The sequence below is a fragment of the Methylomonas stagni genome, assembly GCF_050154735.1.
Taxonomy (GTDB): Bacteria; Pseudomonadota; Gammaproteobacteria; order Methylococcales; family Methylomonadaceae; genus Methylomonas; species Methylomonas koyamae_A.
In genome coordinates this window covers 3618301-3640549 of sequence record NZ_CP189557.1, presented here as the reverse complement: position 1 = coordinate 3640549, position 22249 = coordinate 3618301, and the positions used below count along the sequence as shown (strand labels likewise).

19 protein-coding genes are annotated in these 22249 nt (G+C 58.9%); 14 read left to right on the top strand and 5 right to left on the bottom strand.

The window, feature by feature from the left end:
- The 7 genes from ACP4CD_RS16670 to ACP4CD_RS16640 all read left to right on the top strand — a co-directional run bounded on the left by ACP4CD_RS16670 (nucleotide 1) and on the right by ACP4CD_RS16640 (nucleotide 10708).
- Nucleotides 1-465 carry a DUF4381 domain-containing protein gene (locus ACP4CD_RS16670; protein WP_168030411.1) on the top strand — a complete coding sequence of 155 codons (465 nt, stop codon included), beginning with the start codon at nucleotides 1-3 and terminating at the stop codon, nucleotides 463-465.
- Nucleotides 462-1448: a vWA domain-containing protein gene (locus ACP4CD_RS16665; protein WP_426991704.1), complete on the top strand. Its 987-nt coding sequence runs from the start codon at nucleotides 462-464 to the stop codon at nucleotides 1446-1448. The genes ACP4CD_RS16670 and ACP4CD_RS16665 overlap by 4 nt, the downstream gene beginning before the upstream one ends.
- A 14-nt stretch (nucleotides 1449-1462) precedes the next feature.
- The gene (locus tag ACP4CD_RS16660; RefSeq protein ID WP_426991702.1) at nucleotides 1463-3298 is read left to right on the top strand and encodes a VWA domain-containing protein; all 1836 of its coding nucleotides are present in this window, start codon (nucleotides 1463-1465) and stop codon (nucleotides 3296-3298) included.
- Between the two features lie 55 nt (nucleotides 3299-3353).
- Nucleotides 3354-4646, top strand: coding sequence for a hemolysin family protein (locus tag ACP4CD_RS16655; RefSeq protein WP_281021887.1), 1293 nt, complete (start codon nucleotides 3354-3356; stop codon nucleotides 4644-4646).
- A gap of 98 nt (nucleotides 4647-4744) precedes the next feature.
- Entirely contained in the window at nucleotides 4745-5878 is a 1134-nt protein-coding gene (locus tag ACP4CD_RS16650; protein ID WP_281021888.1) for an efflux RND transporter periplasmic adaptor subunit, read from the top strand.
- Between the two features lie 3 nt (nucleotides 5879-5881).
- Nucleotides 5882-9007 carry an efflux RND transporter permease subunit gene (locus ACP4CD_RS16645; protein WP_426991700.1) on the top strand — a complete coding sequence of 1042 codons (3126 nt, stop codon included), beginning with the start codon at nucleotides 5882-5884 and terminating at the stop codon, nucleotides 9005-9007.
- 60 nt (nucleotides 9008-9067) lie between these two features.
- Nucleotides 9068-10708 carry a BatD family protein gene (locus tag ACP4CD_RS16640; RefSeq protein ID WP_426994700.1) on the top strand — a complete coding sequence of 547 codons (1641 nt, stop codon included), beginning with the start codon at nucleotides 9068-9070 and terminating at the stop codon, nucleotides 10706-10708.
- Between the two features lie 14 nt (nucleotides 10709-10722).
- Here the strand turns inward: ACP4CD_RS16640 and nudE are convergent, their stop codons facing one another.
- Together nudE and ACP4CD_RS16630 are read right to left on the bottom strand one after the other, a co-directional pair.
- Nucleotides 10723-11277: an ADP compounds hydrolase NudE gene (nudE, locus tag ACP4CD_RS16635; protein ID WP_281021891.1), complete on the bottom strand. Its 555-nt coding sequence runs from the start codon at nucleotides 11275-11277 to the stop codon at nucleotides 10723-10725.
- A gap of 64 nt (nucleotides 11278-11341) precedes the next feature.
- Nucleotides 11342-12661 carry a type VI secretion system contractile sheath domain-containing protein gene (locus tag ACP4CD_RS16630; protein WP_281021892.1) on the bottom strand — a complete coding sequence of 440 codons (1320 nt, stop codon included), beginning with the start codon at nucleotides 12659-12661 and terminating at the stop codon, nucleotides 11342-11344.
- A gap of 189 nt (nucleotides 12662-12850) precedes the next feature.
- On the opposite strand from ACP4CD_RS16630, the gene yrfG reads away from it, so the two are divergent.
- A complete protein-coding gene (gene yrfG / locus ACP4CD_RS16625; protein WP_426991697.1) occupies nucleotides 12851-13510 on the top strand; it encodes a GMP/IMP nucleotidase in 660 nt (219 codons plus the stop codon).
- Here the strand turns inward: yrfG and ACP4CD_RS16620 are convergent.
- On the bottom strand, nucleotides 13455-14801 hold the full coding sequence (locus ACP4CD_RS16620; protein WP_426991695.1) for a DEAD/DEAH box helicase: 1347 nt from the start codon (nucleotides 14799-14801) through the stop codon (nucleotides 13455-13457). The genes yrfG and ACP4CD_RS16620 overlap by 56 nt on opposite strands.
- A gap of 101 nt (nucleotides 14802-14902) precedes the next feature.
- Here ACP4CD_RS16620 and trxA point away from each other — a divergent pair, with 101 nt between their 5' ends.
- From trxA to ACP4CD_RS16600, 4 genes are all read left to right on the top strand, one after another.
- Complete coding sequence (trxA, locus tag ACP4CD_RS16615; RefSeq protein ID WP_064025458.1) at nucleotides 14903-15229, top strand: thioredoxin TrxA; 327 nt, start codon at nucleotides 14903-14905, stop codon at nucleotides 15227-15229.
- 192 nt (nucleotides 15230-15421) lie between these two features.
- Nucleotides 15422-16678 carry a transcription termination factor Rho gene (gene rho, locus ACP4CD_RS16610; RefSeq protein WP_064025460.1) on the top strand — a complete coding sequence of 419 codons (1257 nt, stop codon included), beginning with the start codon at nucleotides 15422-15424 and terminating at the stop codon, nucleotides 16676-16678.
- Nucleotides 16679-16778: 100 nt separating this feature from the next.
- Nucleotides 16779-18488 (top strand): ABC transporter ATP-binding protein/permease, encoded by a 1710-nt coding sequence (locus ACP4CD_RS16605; RefSeq protein WP_426991694.1) that lies wholly within the window; start codon nucleotides 16779-16781, stop codon nucleotides 18486-18488.
- 189 nt (nucleotides 18489-18677) lie between these two features.
- A complete protein-coding gene (locus tag ACP4CD_RS16600; protein WP_064025464.1) occupies nucleotides 18678-18947 on the top strand; it encodes a hypothetical protein in 270 nt (89 codons plus the stop codon).
- Nucleotides 18948-18952: 5 nt separating this feature from the next.
- On the opposite strand, the gene ACP4CD_RS16595 is transcribed toward ACP4CD_RS16600, so the two are convergent.
- Both ACP4CD_RS16595 and ACP4CD_RS16590 read right to left on the bottom strand, forming a co-directional pair.
- Nucleotides 18953-19405: a molybdenum cofactor biosynthesis protein MoaE gene (locus ACP4CD_RS16595; protein WP_313729398.1), complete on the bottom strand. Its 453-nt coding sequence runs from the start codon at nucleotides 19403-19405 to the stop codon at nucleotides 18953-18955.
- A gap of 1 nt (nucleotide 19406) precedes the next feature.
- Nucleotides 19407-19640 (bottom strand): MoaD/ThiS family protein, encoded by a 234-nt coding sequence (locus tag ACP4CD_RS16590; RefSeq protein WP_064025469.1) that lies wholly within the window; start codon nucleotides 19638-19640, stop codon nucleotides 19407-19409.
- A gap of 54 nt (nucleotides 19641-19694) precedes the next feature.
- Here ACP4CD_RS16590 and moaC point away from each other — a divergent pair, with 54 nt between their 5' ends.
- Both moaC and ACP4CD_RS16580 read left to right on the top strand, forming a co-directional pair.
- Nucleotides 19695-20189, top strand: coding sequence for a cyclic pyranopterin monophosphate synthase MoaC (gene moaC, locus ACP4CD_RS16585; protein ID WP_064025471.1), 495 nt, complete (start codon nucleotides 19695-19697; stop codon nucleotides 20187-20189).
- Nucleotides 20190-20614: 425 nt separating this feature from the next.
- Nucleotides 20615-22249 carry a L,D-transpeptidase family protein gene (locus ACP4CD_RS16580; RefSeq protein WP_168030394.1) on the top strand — a complete coding sequence of 545 codons (1635 nt, stop codon included), beginning with the start codon at nucleotides 20615-20617 and terminating at the stop codon, nucleotides 22247-22249.

Genomic DNA, 22249 nt, shown 5'->3' with positions numbered 1-22249 from the left:
ATGGATGGCTTGCAACTCAAGGATATACATTTGCCTAGCCCGGTCGGCTATTGGCCGCCGGCACCGGGTTGGTGGCTGCTGGCAATAGTGCTGCCGGCGCTAGTTTGGGCGAGTTTCCGGTGGTACCGGCGCCCGCGCCGCCGCGCCGTCGTTAAAACCGCGCAAGCGATGTTGACGGCGATTCGCGACGATGCCGGAATGGACGATCGCCAAAAGCTGGCCGCCCTGTCGGCGCTGTTGCGGCGGGTGGCGATCAGCCGCGATGGGCGCGAATCGGTCGCCGGATTGCACGGCGACGCTTGGCTACGCTATCTGGACGCGAGTCTGGCCGACCGGCCGTTCAGCGAGGGCGAAGGCCGCTGCTTGGCCGACGGGCCTTACCGGCCGTCGGCGCCGGTCGACGACATTGCCGCCGTTGCAGCGCTGTGCGAGCGCTGGCTGAAGCAACGAGCGAAATCCTCATGATCGAATGGCAATGGCCCTGGCTGCTGGTTTTGCTACCGCTGCCGCTGCTGATCAGAATCGCGTTGCCGGCCCGGCCCATGGATAGACAGGCCGCGCTAAAAGTACCTTTTCTCGATGAGTTCGGCGGCGGCGACGCCCACATCGTCAGTGCGCGTAGCCCTTGGGCGCTACGCATCGCGGCAATCGCTTGGCTGTGTTTGATTTTGGCCGCCGCCCGGCCGTTGTGGCTAGGCGAACCCTTGGAACAGGCCGTCAGCGGCCGCGATTTGATGCTGGCCGTCGACGTATCCGGCAGCATGCAAGAAGAAGATTTTTTTATCGGTAAACGTCGGGTGGACCGATTGACCGCGATCAAGCAGGTGGCCGGCGACTTCATCCGGCGCCGGGCCGGGGATCGCCTCGGCTTGATTTTGTTCGGCACCCAGGCTTATTTGCACGTGCCGCTGACCTTCGACCGCAAAACCGTGCAGACCTTGCTGGACGAAGCCTTCATCGGGATTACCGAGGACGATCCGAAAACCTCCATCGGCGATGCGATTGGCTTGGCCGTCAAGCGCCTGGAACAACAGCGAGACGACAGCCGGGTCCTGATTTTGCTGACCGACGGCGCCAATACCGCCGGCGAACTGACGCCGTTGAAAGCCGCCGAAATCGCGGCCGAACACCATTTGAAAATTTACACGATAGGCATAGGCGCCGACGAAATGGTGGTGCGTAGCCTGTTTGGCAACCGCCGGGTCAATCCGTCCGCCGACTTGGACGAAACGACGCTGACCGCGATCGCAGAGGCAACCGGCGGCCGCTATTTTCGGGCGCGCGATACCGAAGAGCTGGATCGCATTTACCGGTTGTTGGATCAGCTGGAACCGGTCGAAAAGGACAAGCAATATTTCCGGCCGCGCCGGGAACTCTACCATTGGCCGTTGGGATTGGCGCTGTTACTGAGCGCCGGCTTGGCGACCGGTTATTTGCGGCGCGGCTGACGGAGACTTGAGCGATGATCGATTGGTCTAACTTTCATTTTCTACGTCCCTGGTGGTTGTACGCTTTATTGCCGGCCGCGATCTTGCTGGGACTGCTTTGGAAGCGCCGCTTGGGGCGCGGGGCATGGCGGGCGTTTTGCGATGCCGAGTTACTGCCGTTCATCTTGCAAGACCAGCCGGCGACCGGCCGGAATTACCGTTTGCCTCTGGCCGCGGCGGTTGTGTCGCTGACCGTGGTCGCGCTGGCCGGCCCAACCTGGCAACGTTTGCCGGGTCCGGCCTTCCGCAACGAATCGGCGCTGGTCATCGCGTTGGATTTGTCGCGATCGATGGATGCGACCGACATCAAACCCAGCCGCATCGCCAAGGCTCGCTATAAAATCGCCGATCTGCTCAAGCAGCGCAAGGACGGCCAGACCGCGTTGCTGGTCTACGGCGGCGATGCGTTTACCGTGACGCCGCTGACCAACGACGTCGCGACCATCGATAGCCAATTGACCGCGTTGACCACCGACATCATGCCCAGTCCCGGCACCAACGCCGGCGTCGCCATTCGCAAGGCCGCCGAATTGTTACAACAGGCCGGCCTCGCCCAAGGCCATATCCTGCTGGTCTGCGACGGCGTCGATAGCGACAGCGCCGCGCTGGCGGAACAATGGTTGGGTCGCTATCGCCTGTCGGTGCTGGGCATCGGCACCGGCGACGGCGCGCCGATTCCGGTCGGCGGGGGCGGATTCCTAAAGGACGCCGACGGCAATATCGTCGTCGCCAAGCTCGATGCCGGCGTGCTGCAAGCCTTGGCCGACGCTGGCCGAGGCCTGTATCGACCGGTCGGCGCCGGCGATGAAGACGTCGAAGCATTGAGCAAGTTGTTCAATAATCCGAACACTACCGAGCCGCTGACCGGCACCGAGTTGATGTTGCAGCAATGGGACGAAATCGGCCCCTGGTTGGTTTTGCTGCTGCTGCCTTGGGCTGCCTGGCAGTTTCGCAAGGGCTTGTTATTTTGGGCTGCCTTGGCGCTATTGCCGGCCTGGCCGGATGACGCCCACGCCCTGGACTGGCAAAGTTTGTGGCGCACGCCGGATCAACAGGGCCGGCAAGCTTTCGACAGCGAACAATACGACGCGGCGGCGAGCCGTTTCGAAAACCCGGAATGGCGCGCGGCGGCCCAATTTAGGGCGGGTCAATATCGGGAAGCCGCCGAAACCTTGAAATCGGCCACCAGCGCCGACGGCCATTACAACCGGGGGAACGCGTTGGCTCGGGCCGGCGATTTGTCCGCGGCGCTGGAAGCCTATCAACAGGCACTGAAATTGCAGCCGGATCATGCGGATGCCCGCTACAACAAAGAATTGATAGAGAAGCAATTGGCCCAACAACAACAACCGGAAAACTCGTCCGATTCCAAGCAAGAATCCACGCAAGCGCAACCCGGCGCTCAAAACCGGCAACAGCCGGGGTCGAAGCAGGATGATGCCACCCAATCGCCGCGTCCCGACCAACAAGGCCAGCCCTCGGACCCGGCGGCGGGTAACGAGAAGCGCCAGTCCGACACCCAATCGGCGCAAGCCGACGATCAACAGCGCGACGACAACAGCGAAAAGTCGCGAGAAGCCTCGCCGCAATCCGCCGAGCCGGCCAAGCCGCCCGAATCGACCGAGCCGGGTCGGGAGCTTACTCAACCGACCGCCCAGCCGGATCAAGCCGGCGAACGCGACGAAACCGAGCGGGCCAACGCCCAGTTGCTGAAACGCATCCCGGACGAACCGACCGGCCTGCTCAAGCGCAAATTCAAATACCAGTACGGTCAACGCAACCCGGCGCCTCGCGACGCGCCGGGTTGGTGAGCGCCGTGCCCTCCCGTCACTAGGATCGTGCGACGCTCGGAATGAAACCATAACGATGGACATAGGACTGATCCTGTTATTAATTGTCGTCAACGGCCTGTTCGCGATGTCGGAAATGGCCTTGGTATCGGCGCGCAAGGCCAGGCTGCGCAAACTGGCCGCCGAGAAACGGGCCGGCGCCGAAGCGGCGTTGAAACTGCACGACGAACCGTCGCGGTTTTTGTCCACGGTGCAGGTCGGCATCACCGGCGTCGGCATCTTGAACGGCGCGCTCGGCGAGGACGCCTTGACCGCGCCGATCGCCGGCTATTTACAACAGTTTCCGCTATTGGCGGACTATGCCGACTCGATCGCGCTGTTGGCGACGGTCGCGGTGATTACCTATTTCTCGGTGGTCGTCGGTGAGTTGTTGCCCAAGCGTCTGGCCTTGCTGAGGCCGGAAGCCATCGCCGCGCGGGTGGCGCGGCCGATGAACATGATCGCGCTGTTGGCCAGCCCGCTGGTTTGGTTGCTGTCGTCTTCCAGCAATCTATTGCTGAAACTGCTGCGGGCCGATCGGACCCCGGAAGCCGCCGTCACCGATGAGGAGATCAAATTGTTGATGGAAATCGGCGCGGAATCCGGCGTGTTTCATGCCGAAGAGCGCCACTTGGTCGGCAACGTGTTGCAACTGGATGCCCAACAAGTCGGCGCGGTGATGACGCCGCGCCAACGGATCTACGCCATCGACCTGACCGATGACCTAGTCGTCACCCGCGCCAAGCTGGCCGATTGCCCGTATTCGCGCGCGGTCGTCTGCCGGGGCGGCCTGGACGAGGTGGTCGGCATCCTGCAACGCAGCGAACTATTGAAGGCGGCGATGAACGGGCAGGCCTTCGATTTGGTTTCCGGATTGCACGCGCCGATCTACGTTCCGGAATCGCTGACGCTGACCCAGTTGTTGAAGCGCTTTCGCGAAACGCGTAGCGATCTGGCGCTGATCGTCGATGAATACGGCGACATTGAAGGCCTGGCGACGCTGAGCGACGTGTTGAAAGCCATCGTCGGCGACTTGCCCAGTCCCGAGCTCAATCTGGACAGCGAAGCGGCGCAACGCGCGGACGGTTCCTGGCTGATCGACGGCCGCTTGGCGATACAACGCATGAAAACCCTGACAGGCATCGATATGCCGCTGCCCGGCGAAAACGACGGCGATTACCACACCGTCGGCGGGTTCATCCTTTATTATCTGGAAGACCTGCCCAAGGTCGCCGATGCCTTCGAATACGAACGTTGGCGTTTTGAAGTGGTCGATATCGACGGCACGCGCATCGATAAGGTGCTGATCGCCGAGGTGTCGCGGCCATGACGCCCTCCACACACCGCCGGCCCAAGTCCGGCACCGACTCACTCGGTGGAACCGCCGGATGGCGGGTCGCTACCCGATCAATTACCAGGAATAGGTCAATGCCCATCAATCCTCGTTTCTCTCGTTACGCCCGTCTGTTGAACGCCGCACTGTTGGCTTTGGCCTTGGTCCCGGCCGCGCGAGCCGAGTCCGGCCAAGCGGTGACCGCCACGCCGGCGCTGTTGAAGCTGTTGAAAATCGCCGAAATCAAACCCGTCACGGTCAGCGAGTCGCTGAGATTGTCGGCGCGGGTGGAACTGGACCAGCATCGGGTTGCCAAGATCGGCGCCACCGTGACCGGCCGGGTCACCGAAATCAATGCGATGCTGGGACAAGTCGTCACCAAGGGCGAGCGCTTGGCCTCGCTGAACAGCACCGAACTCAGCCAAGCTCAATCCGAATATCTCAAGGCCAGCTCGCAAGTCAATTTGCGACGCCTGACCGTGCAACGCGCCGAGCGCTTGCACGACAGCGGGGTGCTGGCGGAAGCCGAGTTGCTGGAACGGCGCGGCGTGCTGACCGAAGCCGAAGTCGATCTACGGGCGGCGACCGACCGCCTGCGGGTGCTGGGCATGAGCGACGGCGATTTGAAACGCTTGTCCCAGCAACGGGTCATCGATTCGTTTTCGCCGGTGACTTCCAGTATCGCCGGCGTCGTCATCGAGCGCAACGTCGCGGTCGGACAGGTCGTGCAGCCGGCCGACAGCTTGTACACGGTGGCCGACTTGTCGCATTTATGGTTGGTGGCCGAAATTCCCGAGCAGCAGGCTTACTGGGCGCGGCAAGGCGACCAGGTTCAAGCCGAGGTGCCGGCCTTGCCGGGCCTGGAAGTCAGCGGCAAGTTGATTTACGTGGCCGATTTGGTCGATCCCGATACCCGCACCGTTACCGTGCGCATGGCCTTGGCCAATCCGGAACGCTTGTTCAAGCCGCAAATGCTGGCCACCTTGAAAATCAGCAAGCCGGACACCCAATCCCTGGTGGTGCCGAGCCGGGCCGTGGTCCGCGAGACCGATCGGGATTATGTATTCGTGCGTCTGGCCGACGACCGCTTTGAACTGCGGCCGGTGCAACTGGGCGCCGAACAGGCGCAACAACGGCCGTTGCTGTCCGGTCTGAACGCCGGCGAGCATATCGTCGTGGACGGCGCGTTTCATTTGAACAACGAGCGCTTGCGTAGCGCGTTGGAGTAAACCATGGTCAACGGACTGATCGAAGTCGCGCTGCGACAACGGATTTTGGTGGCGGTACTGGCGGTGGCGCTGATCGGCTTCGGTGCCAGGGCGATGCAAAAACTGTCGGTGGACGCATTTCCCGACGTAACCAATATCCAGGTGCAAATCGCCACCGATGCCACCGGCCGTTCCCCCGACGAAGTCGAGCGTTTGGTGACGGTGCCGCTGGAAATCGCGATGGCCGGCTTGCCGGGCCTGGAAGAGATGCGTTCGCTGAACAAAAACGGCTTGTCGCTGATCACGCTGATTTTCAGCGATAGCACCGAAGTGTATTTCGCCAGGCAATTGGTGATGGAGCGGCTGATCGAGGTCAAGCAGCAAATGCCGGACGGCGTCAATCCGGTGTTGGGTCCGGTGTCCACGGGGCTGGGTGAGGTCTATCAATACACGCTGGACCGCGACGACGACGGGGAACGGCCTTTGTCCGTGGATGAATTGCAGTTACGTCGGGAGACTCAGGATTGGGTGGTGCGGCCGTTGTTGCGCGGCATTCCCGGTGTCGCCGAAATCAATTCCCAGGGCGGTTACGTCAAGCAATATCAGGTATTGGTCAACCCGGATCGTCTGCACCATTACCGGATCAAGCTAAACGACGTTTTCGACGCACTGGCCCGTAACAACGCCAACAGCGGCGGCGGCGTATTGCCGCATTATGCCGAACAATATCTGATTCGCGGCGTCGGTCTGATCAACGATGTCGACGACATCGGCGGGATCGTGCTGAAGGAAGACAACAGCGTGCCGGTACACATGCATGACGTCGCCGACATCAAGATCGGCCACGAAGTCCGGGTCGGCGCGGTCGTCAAGGACGGTTACACCGAGGCGGTCGGCGGCATCGTGATGATGCTGCGCGGCGGCAACGCCAAGGAAGTGGTCGGCCGGATCAAGGCGCGCGTCGCCGAAATCAACGCCAAGGGCATGCTCCCGCACGGTCTGAAAATCGTGTCGTACTACGACCGTAGCGATTTGGTGGACGCCGCGCTGCACACGGTCACCAAGGTGTTGATGGAAGGCATCGTGTTGGTCATCATCGTCTTGTTCCTGTTTCTCGGCGATGTGCGCTCCAGCTTGATTGTCGTCGCCACGTTGATCGTGACGCCGCTGGTCACCTTTATCGCGATGAACAAACTCGGTTTGTCCGCCAATCTGATGTCGCTGGGCGGCTTGGCCATCGCGATCGGATTGATGGTGGACGGTTCGGTGGTGGTGGTGGAAAACGCGTTTCGGCTGCTCGGCGAGCGCAAGGGCCGCGCCACCAGCCGGGTCAGGGTCGTCGAAGCCGCCACGCACGAAGTGGCGACGCCGGTATTGTTCGGGGTCGGCATCATCATCCTGGTATTTCTGCCGCTGATGACCTTGCAAGGCATGGAGGGCAAGATGTTCGCGCCGTTGGCGTACACGATCGCGATCGCGCTGTTGGTATCGCTGATCGTGTCGTTGACGTTGTCGCCGGTGTTGTGCGCGTTTTTTCTGGAAGGCCACGACGGCAAGCACGACACGCGCTTGATTGCGTTCTGCAAACGCCAATACCTGCGTATCCTGAATCTGGCCTTGACCAACCGGCTTAAGGTGGTGGCGATCGCGCTGGCGATTTTCGGGGCGACGCTGCTCATGTTGCCCTTCCTCGGTACGTCGTTCATTCCGGAAATGAAGGAAGGCTCCATCGTGCCGGGCATCAATCGCATGCCGAACATTTCGTTGGAAGAGAGCATCAACGTCGAAATGCAGGCGATGAAGATGGTGCTGGGCATTCCCGGCGTCAAAAATGTGGTCAGCGGCGTCGGCCGCGGCGAGAGTCCGGCCGATCCGCAGGCGCAGAACGAATCGACACCCATCGTTACTTTAAAACCGCGCGAGGAATGGCCGGCCGGCTGGACCCAGGACGATATCGCCGACGCGATGAGCGACACCTTGAACGCCAACCTGCCCGGCATGCAAGTGGTCATGGCGCAACCGATATCCGACCGGGTGGACGAAATGGTCACCGGCGTACGTTCCGACGTGGCGGTCAAGGTGTTCGGCGACGATTTGGTCGAACTGAAACGGCTGGCCGATGCGATCGCGGTCGCGGCCGGCGGCGTCGCCGGCGCTCGCGACATTCGGGTCGAACGGATGACAGGCCAGCAATATCTGAATATCACGATCGATCGCCAGGCCATCGCCCGTCACGGCCTGAATGCGTCCGACATTCACGACGTGATCGAAACCGCGATCGCCGGCAAGGTCGCCACCGAAATATATCAAGGCGAGCGGCGCTTCTCGGCGGCGGTGCGCTTGCCGGAGAATTTCCGCAACGATATCGCCGCGATCGACAATCTGATGTTGACCGCGCCCAACGGCGCTCGCGTCCGGCTGGGCGACGTCACCGAGATCAGCTTGAACGACGGCCCGGCGCAAGTCAGCCGGGAAATGGGCAAGCGCCGCATCGTGGTCGGCATCAACGTTCGCGATCGGGATTTGGGTGGTTTCGTCGCTGAGTTGCAGCAAACCATTTCGGCCAAGATCGCGTTGCCGGAAGGCTATTATCTGCAGTGGGGCGGTCAATTCCAGAACATGGAGCGGGCCTTGGGTCACTTGCAGTTGATCATTCCGATCACGATCGCGGCGATTTTCTTTTTGTTGTTCATGCTGTTCCAGTCGTTGCGTTTTGCCGCGCTGATCATCCTGGTGTTGCCGTTCGCGTCGATCGGCGGGATCATCACCCTGTTCGCGACCGGCGAATATTTGTCGGTGCCGGCCTCGGTCGGTTTTATCGCCCTATGGGGTATCGCGGTATTGAACGGCGTGGTATTGATTTCCTACATTCGCGGTTTACGCGCCAGCGGCATGACCCAAGCGCATGCGATCCGCCAGGGCTGCGAGCAACGTTTCCGGCCGGTGATGATGACGGCGACCGTGGCCTTGCTGGGTCTAGTGCCGTTTCTATTCGCCACCGGGCCCGGTTCGGAAGTCCAAAAACCGCTGGCCATCGTCGTGATCGGCGGCCTGATCAGCTCGACGCTGTTGACGCTGGTGGTGTTGCCGGCCTTGTACGGCTGGTTCGACGACCGTAGCGACAGCCGCAAACCTTTTTCGATGCATTAATTTCCGGAAGCCTACGATGTTGACTCGCCTAGGCCGGCGCGCCGGCTTATTTTTTTGTTGATGCTGATCGCCACGCTGTCGCGGGCCGCCGACATCCAGGTGTCGGTCAGCCGCAACCCGGTGGCGATGAACGAATCGTTTCAAATCGTGTTCAGCGCCGAGGATGAACCCGACGGCGAGCCGGACTTCGGGCCGTTGCGCGACCATTTCGAGATTCTCAACCAGCAGCGTAGTTCCAGTTCCTCCTGGGTCAACGGCAAAAGCAGCCGCAATGAGCAGTGGATATTGAACGCGATGGCCAAGCAGGCCGGCGAGTTGTTGATTCCGCCGATCCGGTTCGGCGCCGACAGTAGCCGGCCGCTGAAAATTGTCGTGTCCGCTTCCGCGGTCGATCCCCAGCAGGATGGCGATCTGTTTCTGGAGGTGACGGCGACGCCGGAAAAACCCTACGTGCAATCGCAGGTCATCTATACCTTGAAACTGTTCCGGCGCGTGCAAATTACCCAGGCCAGCCTCGGCGAGCCGGAGATCAAGGACGCGCTGGTCGAAAAATTAGGCGAGGACGACAGTTACACGACGCAGGTCGACGGCGTCGAGTATTGGGTGACCGAACGCAAATACGCGATTTTTCCGCAGCAGAGCGGCTTGTTTACGATTGCGCCGCTGACGCTGAACGCCGAAGTCGTGGCCGGCGGCCGGCCGCGTTTCAACGGCTTCTTCAATCGGCCCAGTACCGAAACCCGCCGGGTCACCTCCAAGCCGGTCACATTGAACGTGTTGCCGGTACCGGCCGGGTTCGCGGGCAACTGGTTGAGCGCCGAACATCTGGAATTGCGCGAGCAATGGTCCGATCCCGGTCGGCACGCCAAGGTTGGCGAGCCGCTGACCCGCACGATCACACTGACCGCTCGGGGCGCCACGGTCGGTCAGTTGCCGGAATTGACCGATAAGGCCGCGATCGACGGCGTTAAGAGCTATCCCGACCAGCCGCTGTTGAAGGAAGACAAGCTGACCGACGGCCTGACCGCGCTACGCGAGGAGAAAGTCGCGTTGATTCCGTCCAAACCCGGCCGCTACACCCTGCCTCCCCTGGAAATTCCCTGGTTCAACACCCGTACCGGCAAAATCGAGAGCGCTCGGCTACCGGCCGCGACGATCATTGCCGAAGCCGGCGCCGGCGAGACCGCGCCAACCGGCTCGCAACCACAGACCGGCGCGGACGCAACCATGCCGATGATGCGTGTCGAAACGGTGGTCGCCTCGGATAGCGAGTTACGCTTTTGGCGGGCGGCGACGGTCGTCTGCGCGCTAGGTTGGCTGGCTACCGGAATTTGGGCATGGCGCCGTCGAGCCGGTGCGGTGGCGGAAAACCGCGTCAAACCGGTGCCGGCCGGCGAGTCGTCGCTGGAGCGCAACTTGAAGCGGGCGTGCTGGGAAAACAATCCGCAAGCCGCCAAGCAGTGCTTGCTGCAATGGGGCCGTCAGCGCTTCGGTACCGACAGCCTGTCCGGGCTGGCCGACCAATGTAGTGCGATGCTGGCCGAGGAAATCGAGGCCTTGAACCGATTGCTCTATTCCGGTGGGGAAGCCGATTGGCAGGGGCGCCTGCTTTGGGAGGCTTACGCGGCGGAGTCGCCGGCCGCGCCGGTTCAGTCCGGGGTGGACGACGGGCTGGAGCCGTTGTTTAAAATCCGCGACTAGGCCTGATGCCGGCCTCAATCGCGTCGGCGCAAATGATCGCGCGCCAAGTATAACGCGGCGATCGAACGGGCCTCGCTGCACTCGCCGCTGGCCAGCAAGCTGTCGATCCTCGCCAGCGGCCACGGTACCACTTGCAGTTCTTCCGGCTCGTCGCCGACCAGTTTTTCCGGATAAAGTTGCTCGGCCAGGATGATGTCTATCGTGTGCTCCAGATAGGCCGGCGCCAGGGAGACCTGATGGAGATGCCGTAAACTGGCCGCGCCGTAACCGATTTCTTCCTTCAATTCCCGATTGGCGGCGCTGAGCATGTCCTCGCCGTCGTCCAGCTTGCCCTTGGGCAGCCCCAATTCGTAGCGGTGCAAACCAGCGGCGTATTCCCGGACCAATAGTACCGTTTCGGCATCCAACATCGGCACGATCAACACCGCGCCGCAGCCGGTGCCGCCGCGCGCCAGGCGTTCGTAACGGCGGCGGACGCCGTTGCTGAATTCCAGCTCCAGCGCTTCGACGCGGAACTGGCTGGTCTGAGCGACCACGGTCTTGTTGAGAATTTTCGGTCGGTTCGGCATGGCTGCGGGTCGGCGTAAGGTCTTGAGTCACTATAACCCAGACCCGCCGACCGCCGGCAAGAATTTAGCCGGCGTCCGCCAGCGCGACGATGGCCGGCAGGCGGACGCCGGGGCGCTGGCGGAAACCCAACACCGGCGTGATGCCGCTCGCCAGCAAGGCTTGAATTTGACTCTCGCTCAACACGGTTTCTGCGCCGGCCTGCAACACGGTTTCGCCTTGTTCGCTGTAGGCAAACACCGGTATCTCCGGGAAAGCCAAGTCTTCCGGTTCCGGGTTGGCCTTTAACAAGGCCTGCGCGCACAAAAACGCCGGATTGCCCCAAAGTAGCTCTTCGACCGCCGGCGGTAGAGCGCACTCCTCGAACGCCAGACTTTCCAGCGGATCGCGTTTGGCGCCGTAGGGCAAGCGCATCAAATAGCGCGGATAAGCCAGTACGACGCGGTCGGCGGCGATGTCCAGGCTAGGCGCGTGGCGGGTCAGCGCGGCTTCGGCCCAGTCTGCCGCGATGCCGCCGATCGCGCATCCGTCCAGGCTCGCCGCCAGATCGGCGTAAGCGGCTAGCAGTGCCCGATCCGCGTCGCCCAGGCCGAAGCGGTGATCGATCAACACCACGGACGAACGGTCGTCCTCGCGGCGGCGGGCATGTTCGACGATAGCCGCGGCGGTTGCCGCGTCGAACGCCGCTGGATCGGCATCGACCAAAAACAGCCGATGTTCGCCTTCGGCCGCGGCGCCGACCAAGTTCCGAGTGGCGCGCCATAGGGCTTCCATATCCTGAAAGGCCGGGGCGTGCAAGACGCCGCGCAGATATTGGCCGACCACGGCGTCGATCAAGTCGGCCAGGGCGGTGTGTTCCGGTAGGGTAGCCCGACTGACGTGCGGCGCTACCAAGCCGTCTAACCAGCCGGTGAGCTTATCGGTCGGCACCGACGCGGCTTCCGAGGATCGGCCGAGCAGACGCCGTAAGGTTTCGTCGTCGCTTTCGTCGCCGGTCGGCGCGGTCGCTGGCGGCGGGGTTACGGCCGGCGCGATCGGCAGATACTGGCGGATTGCCGCCGCGGCCAACTCGGCGGTTGCCGGATTGTTCAAGCGAGTTTTCAGTTCGCTCAAATCGGCGAGTAGCGCTATCCGTTTCAGCCAGCGGTCGGGATGAAAATCGTCCAGCTCGGCAAACGGCAAAGTCTGGCCGCCGGTAACCGTCACCGTCGGCGCCAATTCCGCCAAAACCTGGTCGAAATTGTCGAGGTCAATCGCAATGGGACGCCCGGCGCCGGATCGGCCGGAGTAGCGCCCGAGCAGATAAATGCAACGGCCGTCGCCATCCTCGATGCGGCGCGATGTTGGCCGGTTCCAGCCCAGATTGAATTCGATACGGCCGGTCATGTCGTTGCTCCTAGTACTGGTTGTTGGATTTTGGCCCGACGGGCCGTCACGGATGGGTGCGGTCTATAAGTCTGGACCAATTCGGCGAATTCGTCCGCTCGAGGTCGCGAAGATGGTCAGGCGCGACGGATTTAGTTAACATCGCGGCCGGCTCGGGGGCTTCCCGGCGCAACTAAAAGTTGAGAGACGATGCTGGATTGGCGAGAAATCGATACCGTGCTATTGGATATGGACGGCACGCTACTGGACCTGAACTTCGATAATCATTTCTGGCAGGAATTCGTGCCGTTACGCTACGCCGAATTGCACGGCTTAACGCTGGAGGCTGCCAAAGTGGCATTGGCGCCCCGATTTAAAGCGATGGAAGGCAAACTGGAATGGTATTGCCTGGACTACTGGAGCGAAGAGTTGAACTTGAATATCGCCGGTTTGAAACAGGAGTTGGCGGGTTTGATTGCCGTGCATCCGCATGTCGTCGAGTTTTTGGAAGCGGCGCGCGGCCGAGGCGTGTACTTATTGCTGGTGACCAACGCCCATCACGACAGTTTGAGTCTGAAAATGGAAAAGACCTGTTTGCACCGTTTTTTCGATCGTATCGTCAGTTCGCACGATGTCGGGTTGGCCAAGGAACAATGCGGATTCTGGCAGCGACTGCAGGATCAGCATGTCTTCGAAAAGCAGCGGACCTTGCTGGTCGACGATAGTTTGGCGGTGTTGCGTTCGGCGGCGGCGTTCGGGATTGCTCATCTGGTATCGATCAGCAAGCCGGATAGCCGCCGGCCGATTCGCGAGATTACGGAGTTTCCGGCTGTGGAAGATTTTCGGGCGCTGATGCCGGGGCTGTTGTAGCGGGCTGGCCGTGCTCGCGGTGCGGACGCGGCCGGCGGTCGCGTTCCGGTTTATCGCCGCGCGGCGGCCGCTTGCCGTGGGCCGGCACGCGTTCGCGCGGCTCGCGCCGTTCAGGCTTGATCACGTCTTCGATCAGCAATTCCTGGTCGATCGCCCTAACCGGCACTTTTTCGCCGATGTAATCTTCGATGTCGGGCATCGAGTAGGCATATTCCTCGCAGATAAAGCTGATCGCTTCGCCGCTGGCGCCGAAACGGGCGGTGCGGCCGATGCGGTGTACGTAATCCTCGACATCCTGCGGCAGATCGTAGTTGAACACGTGCGACACATCGGGAATATGCAAGCCGCGCGCCGCGACGTCGGTGGCGATCAGCAAGGTGACCCGGTTTTCCTGGAAGTCGTTGAGTAGGCGCTGACGCTTTTCCTGCGGCACGTCGCCGCTCAGCATCGCTACTTTGTGGCCGTTGGCTTGCAGATAATCGTCGAGCTGTTCGGCGCAACGCTTGGTGTTGACGAACACGATGCTGCGCACCGGCTGGTGGGTTTTCAACAAACCCAGCAATAGCGGAATTTTCTGATCGTTGGCCGGACAGAACGCGAACTGATTGATGGCCTTGGAGGTGACTTCCTCGGTCTCGATCTTGACCATCACCGGGTTGTTCATGTGCTCGTAGGCCAGTTCGGTGACCTTGTAGGACAAGGTGGCCGAGAACAGCAGGTTCAGACGCTTCTCCGGCGGCGGCATCCGGCGTAGCAGGAAGCGAATGTCCTTGATGAAGCCCAGATCGAACATCCGATCGGCTTCGTCCATCACCGACACCTGGATATTGTCGAGCGTGAATGCGCCTTGCCGGTAAAAGTCGATAATGCGCCCCGGCGTGCCGATAATGATGTCCACGTCGGTTTTCAGTTTATCGAGTTGCTTCTGGTAATCGGTGCCGCCGTAAATCAGCGCGAATTTCAGGTTCAGGTAGCGGCTGAGCGCCAGGGCATCCTTGTGAATCTGGATTGCCAGTTCACGGGTCGGCGCCAAAATCAATGCTCTGGGATTTTTGATCTTTTCGCTTTCGTCGTTGATCAAACGCTGAAAGGTCGCCAACAAAAACGTGGCGGTCTTGCCGGTGCCGGTTTGGGCCTGGCCGGCGACATCGCGGTCGCGCAGCGCAATCGGCAGGGCTCTGTCCTGGATCGGCGAGCATTGGATGAATCCGGCTTCTTTCAAACCTTTGATAATGGAGTCGGACAACTCCAGGTTGCTAAAACGGGTTTCCGTCAAAATTGTTTTTTTCATAACGCGATAGAATACCGTAAAAGCCGTGGCGTTTGAAATCGATTGACAATCGAAGCGGGACGAAACTATAGTCTTGACTTTGCAAACTATTGGAGATTGGCGTGAGTGACCTAGTCCTTCATGTATCGGACGCGGAGTTTAACGATACCGTATTGAAAGCCAGCGGGCCGGTTCTGGTTGATTATTGGGCGGAATGGTGCGGCCCTTGCAAAATGATCGCCCCGGTTCTGGACGAAATCGCCTCGGAATACCAAGGTAAGCTGACCGTGGCCAAACTGAACATCGACGAGAACCCCAAAACTCCGCAACATTACGGCGTGCGCGGCATCCCGACGCTGATGATATTCAAGGGTGGCGAGATCGAAGCTACCAAGGTCGGCGCGCTGACCAAATCCCAATTGGCTGCCTTCATCGATAGCAACCTCTAAATTTACCGTATTCGACGTTAACCGGACCGCTGACAAATTAAGTTTGCTAAGTCCGGTTATTGCGCTAGAATTCCCGGCAGCGTATACCCCACACGCGCCTTAGCCGCCCGAACTCAAAACTCCAACAACACACTTACCCCCGCTGTAAACGGCATTCTGCTGCTTTACGTGTTCTTTTTTCCCTAAAACATCATGAATCTTACCGAGTTAAAACTTAAACAAGTCAGTGAAATCATCAATATAGCCGAGTCCCTAGGACTGGAAAACATAGACAGAGCCCGAAAGCAGGAATTGATCTTTTCGATCTTGAAGAAACAGGCTAAAAGCGGCGAGGATATATTTGGCGATGGGGTATTGGAGATTTTGCAGGACGGTTTTGGGTTTTTACGCACCCCCGGCGCATCCTATTTGGCCGGCCCCGACGACATTTACGTTTCGCCCAGCCAGATCAGACGTTTCGGTTTACGCACCGGCGACACGGTAAGCGGCAAGATCAGACCGCCAAAAGAAGGCGAACGCTATTTCGCGATGCTGAAAGTCGAAAGCATCAACTTCGAATCTCCCGAACAATCCAAAAACAAGATTTCCTTTTCCAACCTGACCCCTCTGTTCGCCAATAAGCGTTTTCGCTTGGAGCAAGGTAACGGTACCAGCGAAGATCTTACCGCCCGTATCATCGATTTGGTCGCGCCTATCGGCAAGGGTCAGCGCGGACTAATCGTGTCGCCGCCGAAAGCCGGTAAAACGATGATCATGCAAGCGATCGCCCATGCGATAGCCGAGAAAAACCCGGACTGCTACCTGATCGTATTGTTGATCGACGAACGGCCGGAAGAGGTCACCGAAATGGAACGTTGCGTACGCGGCGAAGTGATTTCCAGCACCTTCGACGAACCGGCGACCCGCCACGTTCAGGTGGCCGAGATGGTGATCGAGAAAGCCCGCCGGTTGGTAGAGCACAAATTCGATGTAGTCATTCTGTTAGACTCGATCACCCGTCTGGCGCGCGCCTACAACATGGTAGTGCCGTCGTCCGGTAAATTGCTGTCCGGCGGTGTCGACGCGAATGCCCTGGAAAAACCTAAGCGCTTTTTCGGCGCGGCTCGAAATATCGAGGAAGGCGGCAGCTTGACGATCATCGCTACCGCGTTGGTCGAGACCGGTTCGCGGATGGACGAGGTGATTTTCGAGGAGTTCAAAGGCACCGGCAACATGGAGTTGCATCTGGAACGTAAGATCGCCGAAAAACGCGTTTATCCGGCCATCAACATCAACCGTTCCGGTACTCGCCGCGAGGAATACTTGGTCGATCCCGACGAACTGCAAAAAACCTGGATTCTGCGCAAAATCCTGCAACCGATGGACGAGTTGGCGGCATCCGAATTCCTGCTGGGCAAACTCAAGGATTTCAAAACCAATGCCGAGTTTTTCGATTCGATGAAACGCTAAACCGTCGGCCGAGGCGGTGCTGTCGCGCCGCCTCGACGTTGCCGGTATCCGAATATCGCTTTTTCCCGCCGATCTTTGCTATAGTCCGCCCCCAGACTGTTTGGGGGGACGTGTTTTGCAACGCTCAAGTAAATTTCTTGTCCAGTTTTTGCACTTAACTGGACCATTCTGGAACGCCGAAAACAAGGCGCTTAGCCGTAGCCTGACGCTATCTCTAATCGGGTTGACCGTCGCGCAAATCGCTGTATCGGTGATTATTACCGAGTGGAGCGCGCACCTATTCGATGCTCTTGATCAGCATGACATGAGCAAACTCTGGACTCAAGTCGGCGCGATACTACTGATTTTCGTCGCCAACATCGGCATTACCGTTACTCACTTAAAAGTCAAACGCCGCTTGCAACTGGAATGGCGAGCCTGGTTGACCGAAAAAATGCTGGGCCAATGGATGCACAAGGGTCGTCATTATCTCGTTACCCATATTCCCGGCAAGCATGACAATCCTGACGGCCGGATTGCCGAGGATATTCGGATCGCTACCGAATATGCGGTGGATTTGTTTCATACCTTGCTGTACTGCGTGCTGTTGTTGATCAGCTTTACCGAGATCCTCTGGTCCTTGTCCGGCACGGTGACCTTGGATCTACTATTCGTTCAAGTGCCCATTCACGGCCATTTGGTGTGGTTGGCGCTGATCTACGCCGCCACCGCCTCGACCTTGGGCTGGCTGATCGGCCGGCCGTTGATCAAGGCCACCGACAACCGCCAGACCGTCGAAGCCAATTTCCGTTTCGGCCTGGTCAAGGCGCGGGAGAACTCGATGGCCATCGCGCTGATCCATGGCGAACCTCATGAAAAGCAACACTTTCAAACCCTGTTTGCCGACATCGTCGCCGCTTGGCACGATCAAACCAAGGCTTGGGAGAAGATTATGCTGTTCAGCTCCGGTTATTCGGTGCTGACGATGGCGTTTCCGATTCTGGTATCCGCGCCGCGCTACATCTTGGGTAGCATCACGCTCGGCGCGCTGATGCAATCGGCCCAGGCTTTCCAGCACACGGTGTCCGCACTGTCCTGGCCTGTCGACAATATGGGCAAGGTCGCGGAATGGCGGGCCTCGGTGGAACGCGTGCTGGGTTTGAGCCAAGGCTTGATCCAGCTCGAACGCGAAATCGCCAAACCCGATCCGCACCGCATTCAAATCCAAAAAGGCAGCGACTCGGTGTTGCGTTTTCGCGATTTGTGTATCGCTCGGCTGGACTCCATTGTCTGCATTGCCAATCTGAACGAGGAGGTTCGTGGTGGCGAGCGCATCCTGATCGGCGGCAACGCATTTTCCGGTAACAAGTTATTCAAGGCGATTGCCGGCTTGTGGCCGTGGGGCGAAGGCGTCATCGAGCTGCCCGACGACGAACCCTTAATGTTCATGCCGCCGCGTCCCTATTTGCCGACCGGCACGTTGCGCGATTCGATTTGTTACCCGGCCTCCGGCACCGCCGTCAAGCAGGATGACCTGGAAGCTGCGCTGTTACTGGCCGGCTTGCCGGAATTGATCGAACCTCTCGACAAATTCGACGACTGGGCGAAATCGTTGGAGCGCGAGCAACAACAGCGGCTGGGCATGGTGCGCTTGCTGTTGCACAAGCCGAAATGGATATTGATGCAGGAGGCTTTCGACTCGTTGGATCCGGATGGCGAATTGGCAATGATCAATCTGATTTTCGAAAGATTGCCGAATTCGGCGTTATTGACGATTACCAAACAACCCAATATTCAAGCCTTACACCAGCGTCAAATCACGCTTTGCTAGTCGAATTGCGGCCGCCCGCGCTGGTGGTGAACAAGCACCAGACCAGTCGTTAAGGCTGGGTCCGGCCGGTTGGGCTAAATTTTTTTGCACAATGATGAGGTTTTTCGCCGCTGAAACGTCTTATCAAATGAAACCCCGAAAAAGCCCGGCCGCATTTCGCCGCCGGACAAGGAAAAACTGGTGTAGTTCATGATAAAACCAAGACGCTCTAATCGCTCCAAAGCCGACGGCGATGCATTGGCCGTTACATCCGACAGCTTTCCATCGGCGCGTTACTTTCAAATACATTTCGAATATTTGCATGAAATGATCGGCGATTTGCGCCAACAGATCGGGCAAGCCAATCAGCAAATCGCCGAACTGCAACGTCAGTTGCGGAGCGATGTCGATTTGGACGAGATGGGATCTGTCGGTTATCAAGGCGAGAGTCAGGCACGTATCGGCCGGCCGGCCGGCTGAGCCGATCAGACCTTGTAACCGTCGCTGTTTTTTTCGACCCAGCGACTCTGCCCGGCTGCCAGGGTTTCCCGTTTCCAAAACGGTGCCCGACTTTTCAGCGCTTCCATGATGTAGCGGCTGGCATCGAAGGCGTCGCCGCGATGCTCGGCCCAAGCCGCGACCAGAACCAGCGTATCGCCTGGTTGCACCTCGCCGACCCGATGAATCACCAAGGTATCCAGCAGTGCCCAGCGCGAGTTGGCGTCGACCACGATGGTGGCCAATTGCTTCTCGGTCATGCCTGGGTAATGGTGCAATGTCATGCCGATAACGCCGTCGCCGAGATTAAAGTCTCGCATGCTACCGACGAATACCGCGGCCGCGCCATATTTCCCAATGTTTTCCGCCAGTTCGAATCGCTCGTAGTCCGCCAATAGCGACCAAGGTTCGAACGTTTGTTCCACGATGCGTATCGTCATGTCAGCCGCCGGTCACCGGTGGAAAAAACGCCACTTCGTCACCGTCGTTTAGCGCGGCGTCGCTAGAGGCATAATCCATATTGATTGCAATCAACATATTGTCAGGCCAGGCCAGATCGGGATTCAGGCGCCGCCAAAGCGCGCCGGCCGAAATCGGGCCGTCCCAAACGAATTCGTCGGCTTGCCGCCCTACCCGATCTTGCAGGCTGGCGAAATAGAGGACTTTAATCGACATAACAATTTTCCGGAGAATACAATACAAGCCTGTTTTACTACACCGAACACCCAGATGCCAGCAAAGCTCTCTCATTTTAATGCCGTCGGCGAAGCGCACATGGTCGACGTCGGTGATAAAGCCGTGACAGAGCGCACGGCTGTCGGCGAAGGCTATATCGCGATGCAGGATTACACTCTGACGTTGATTATGTCCGGCAGCCATAAAAAAGGCGACGTGCTGGGAATTGCTCGAATCGCCGGCATCATGGCCAGCAAGAAAACCGCCGAGTTGATTCCGCTGTGCCACCCATTGTCGCTGACCCACGTCGAGATCCAACTGGAACCGCAACCCGAATTCAATCGAGTTTATTGTCGAGCCACCGTCAAAACTACCGGGAAAACCGGCGTGGAAATGGAAGCCCTGAATGCTACCCAGGTAGCGCTATTGACGATATATGACATGTGCAAGGCGGTTGATCGCGGCATGACGATACAATCGGTACGCTTGGTGGAAAAAATCGGCGGCAAATCCGGCCACTGGCGCCGCGACGAATCCGAAATCGTTTGATGTCGTCGACCTTTGGCGCCAAGCACGCCAAAGGTATACCGCGTACCACTGTCAAGCTTTCGGAACAGCGCACGAATTTTACTGGTCAAAACGCCTCTCCATGCTATTTTAAATTTCCATGAAGCGCCTAATTTGCTGAACCGCAACTGGAAAAGGTCGGTTACCGATTCAATTGTCGCCAGAACAGGGTAGAATTAGCGAATGATGATGGCGTTGAATTTGGCAATTGGCTGCCGATATGCAAACGACCGTACTATCGCATCAGGAGTTTCAACCGTTTGACCATGACTTTTAAACCACGCGCCTCAATAGATCATCGCCGCCGACCTGCCTGGTTTACGTTACTGGCTTGCCTCGCGACTTATCAAGGCACGGTTCCAGCGCTAAGTGCGGATGTACCCGCGGCCGCGCCTGTGCTGGAGACCATGCCCCCAAGCCAGGTCAGTCCGCCTACGATTCCGATTCCTGCCGACAATCCTATCGGCGCGATACTGCTCAGCAAACAACACCCTTTGCTGTTGCGCGCCGATTTTAGCCGCGTGAGCGAGCTCGTCAATCAGGTCTACCAGAATAGCCATTTTCAACCGATTTGGTTCTCCGCCACGCGTTCCGAAAAGAATCTGCGCGATTTGATCGATATTTTGAATAATGCGCCTAACGATGCGCTAAATCCGGGCAATTATGATGTCGACCATATCCGGAATTTGATTGGCGGCTTAAGCCCGACCGGAAACGCGATTGCCGGCCACGACGTCGCATTGACGGTGTCGCTAGTGCGCTTCCTGCACGAATTGCGTCAGGGTCAGGTCGAGCCCCGCGAAGTCGGCTATCCGGTGCATATCGCCCCTAAACCAACCTTGGATGTGGCGACCTTGTTACGAGAGCATTTAGATAAGCAGACTCTGCCCGAACTCGTCCAAACTTTCGAGCCGAAAGCCAAGCAGTATCAACAGCTGAAACAGATTCTGAATCGGCTGCGGCAACTGGACCGGCAAAGCGATTTGGCGGAGTTCAAACCCGGACATGCGTTAAGACCCGGCGATCGGCATCCGCAAGTCGCTAATTTGCGTCAACGTTTGGTCGCGCTGGGTGTGGTTGACTCGCTGCAAGGCGGAGACGATACGTATTCTAGCGATTTGGTCGAAGCGGTCAAAAAGATTCAGCAACAGCAAGTGTTGAAGGCCGACGGCGTCATAGGTCCGGCGACACTGGCGGCGTTGAACGCGCAATCCGTCGGCGAAAAAATTGCGCAAATCGAGCTGGCAATGGAACGGGCGCGCTGGATTCCAGATCCCGCCGACGGCCCTATGATAGTCGTCAACATCCCCGCCTTCGAATTGTGGGCGTTTAATTCGACCGACGATGCCAATCCGTTGAACATGAAAGTCATCGTTGGTAAATCCCCGGACAATCAGACGCCGCTACTCTGGGAAGAAATGAAATACCTGGAGTTCATGCCTTACTGGAATATTCCGAAAAGCATTTTCGAGAAGGAAATCTTGCCGAAAACCGCGAATAACGAAGGCTATCTGGCTAGCCAGGATATCGAACTGGTTCGTCACCAAAATAGCGAGGAGCGCGGCGGCGGCAGCTATTTGCGCGCCCGGCAACGGCCCGGCAAGAAAAACCCGCTGGGCCGCGTCAAATTCGTGTTCCCGAACACCGCCGACGTTTATTTGCACGATACGCCGGGCCGGGCGGCTTTCAATCGCCAACGCCGCGACTTGAGTCACGGTTGCGTTCGGGTCGCAGAGCCGGAGCAGTTGGCCGAATTCGTGTTGGGCGATCAACAAGGCTGGGACAAGGAAAGCATTAAATCAGCGATGTCCGCTCCGAAGACTCGCCACGTGACCTTGAAGCGCTCGGTACCGGTGTTGTTTTATTACGGCACCGCGTTCGTCGATCACCAAAACCAGTTGCGCTTTTATCCGGATATTTACGGGCAAGACGAGCAATTGAAAAAAGCCCTACAAAAATTGCAAAACCCGTCGGCGCCGAATGCCGCCGCCAACAATCAATTGGCGGCGAACAAAACCTCGGACCTCCCGACCAATCCGTAA

Excerpts from the sequence above, each read along its gene's own strand:
- ACP4CD_RS16630 (WP_281021892.1), bottom strand. The coding sequence starts at position 12,661 with ATGACCGGCCGTATCGAATTCAATCTGGGCTGGAACCGGCCAACATCG.
- yrfG (WP_426991697.1), top strand. The coding sequence starts at position 12,851 with ATGCTGGATTGGCGAGAAATCGATACCGTGCTATTGGATATGGACGGC.
- ACP4CD_RS16665 (WP_426991704.1), top strand. The coding sequence starts at position 462 with ATGATCGAATGGCAATGGCCCTGGCTGCTGGTTTTGCTACCGCTGCCG.
- ACP4CD_RS16655 (WP_281021887.1), top strand. The coding sequence starts at position 3,354 with ATGGACATAGGACTGATCCTGTTATTAATTGTCGTCAACGGCCTGTTC.
- nudE (WP_281021891.1), bottom strand. The coding sequence starts at position 11,277 with ATGCCGAACCGACCGAAAATTCTCAACAAGACCGTGGTCGCTCAGACC.
- ACP4CD_RS16670 (WP_168030411.1), top strand. The coding sequence starts at position 1 with ATGGATGGCTTGCAACTCAAGGATATACATTTGCCTAGCCCGGTCGGC.
- ACP4CD_RS16660 (WP_426991702.1), top strand. The coding sequence starts at position 1,463 with ATGATCGATTGGTCTAACTTTCATTTTCTACGTCCCTGGTGGTTGTAC.
- ACP4CD_RS16620 (WP_426991695.1), bottom strand. The coding sequence starts at position 14,801 with ATGAAAAAAACAATTTTGACGGAAACCCGTTTTAGCAACCTGGAGTTG.
- ACP4CD_RS16595 (WP_313729398.1), bottom strand. The coding sequence starts at position 19,405 with ATGACGATACGCATCGTGGAACAAACGTTCGAACCTTGGTCGCTATTG.
- ACP4CD_RS16600 (WP_064025464.1), top strand. The coding sequence starts at position 18,678 with ATGATAAAACCAAGACGCTCTAATCGCTCCAAAGCCGACGGCGATGCA.
- ACP4CD_RS16645 (WP_426991700.1), top strand. The coding sequence starts at position 5,882 with ATGGTCAACGGACTGATCGAAGTCGCGCTGCGACAACGGATTTTGGTG.
- rho (WP_064025460.1), top strand. The coding sequence starts at position 15,422 with ATGAATCTTACCGAGTTAAAACTTAAACAAGTCAGTGAAATCATCAAT.
- ACP4CD_RS16590 (WP_064025469.1), bottom strand. The coding sequence starts at position 19,640 with ATGTCGATTAAAGTCCTCTATTTCGCCAGCCTGCAAGATCGGGTAGGG.
- moaC (WP_064025471.1), top strand. The coding sequence starts at position 19,695 with ATGCCAGCAAAGCTCTCTCATTTTAATGCCGTCGGCGAAGCGCACATG.
- ACP4CD_RS16650 (WP_281021888.1), top strand. The coding sequence starts at position 4,745 with ATGCCCATCAATCCTCGTTTCTCTCGTTACGCCCGTCTGTTGAACGCC.
- ACP4CD_RS16640 (WP_426994700.1), top strand. The coding sequence starts at position 9,068 with ATGCTGATCGCCACGCTGTCGCGGGCCGCCGACATCCAGGTGTCGGTC.
- ACP4CD_RS16580 (WP_168030394.1), top strand. The coding sequence starts at position 20,615 with ATGCCCCCAAGCCAGGTCAGTCCGCCTACGATTCCGATTCCTGCCGAC.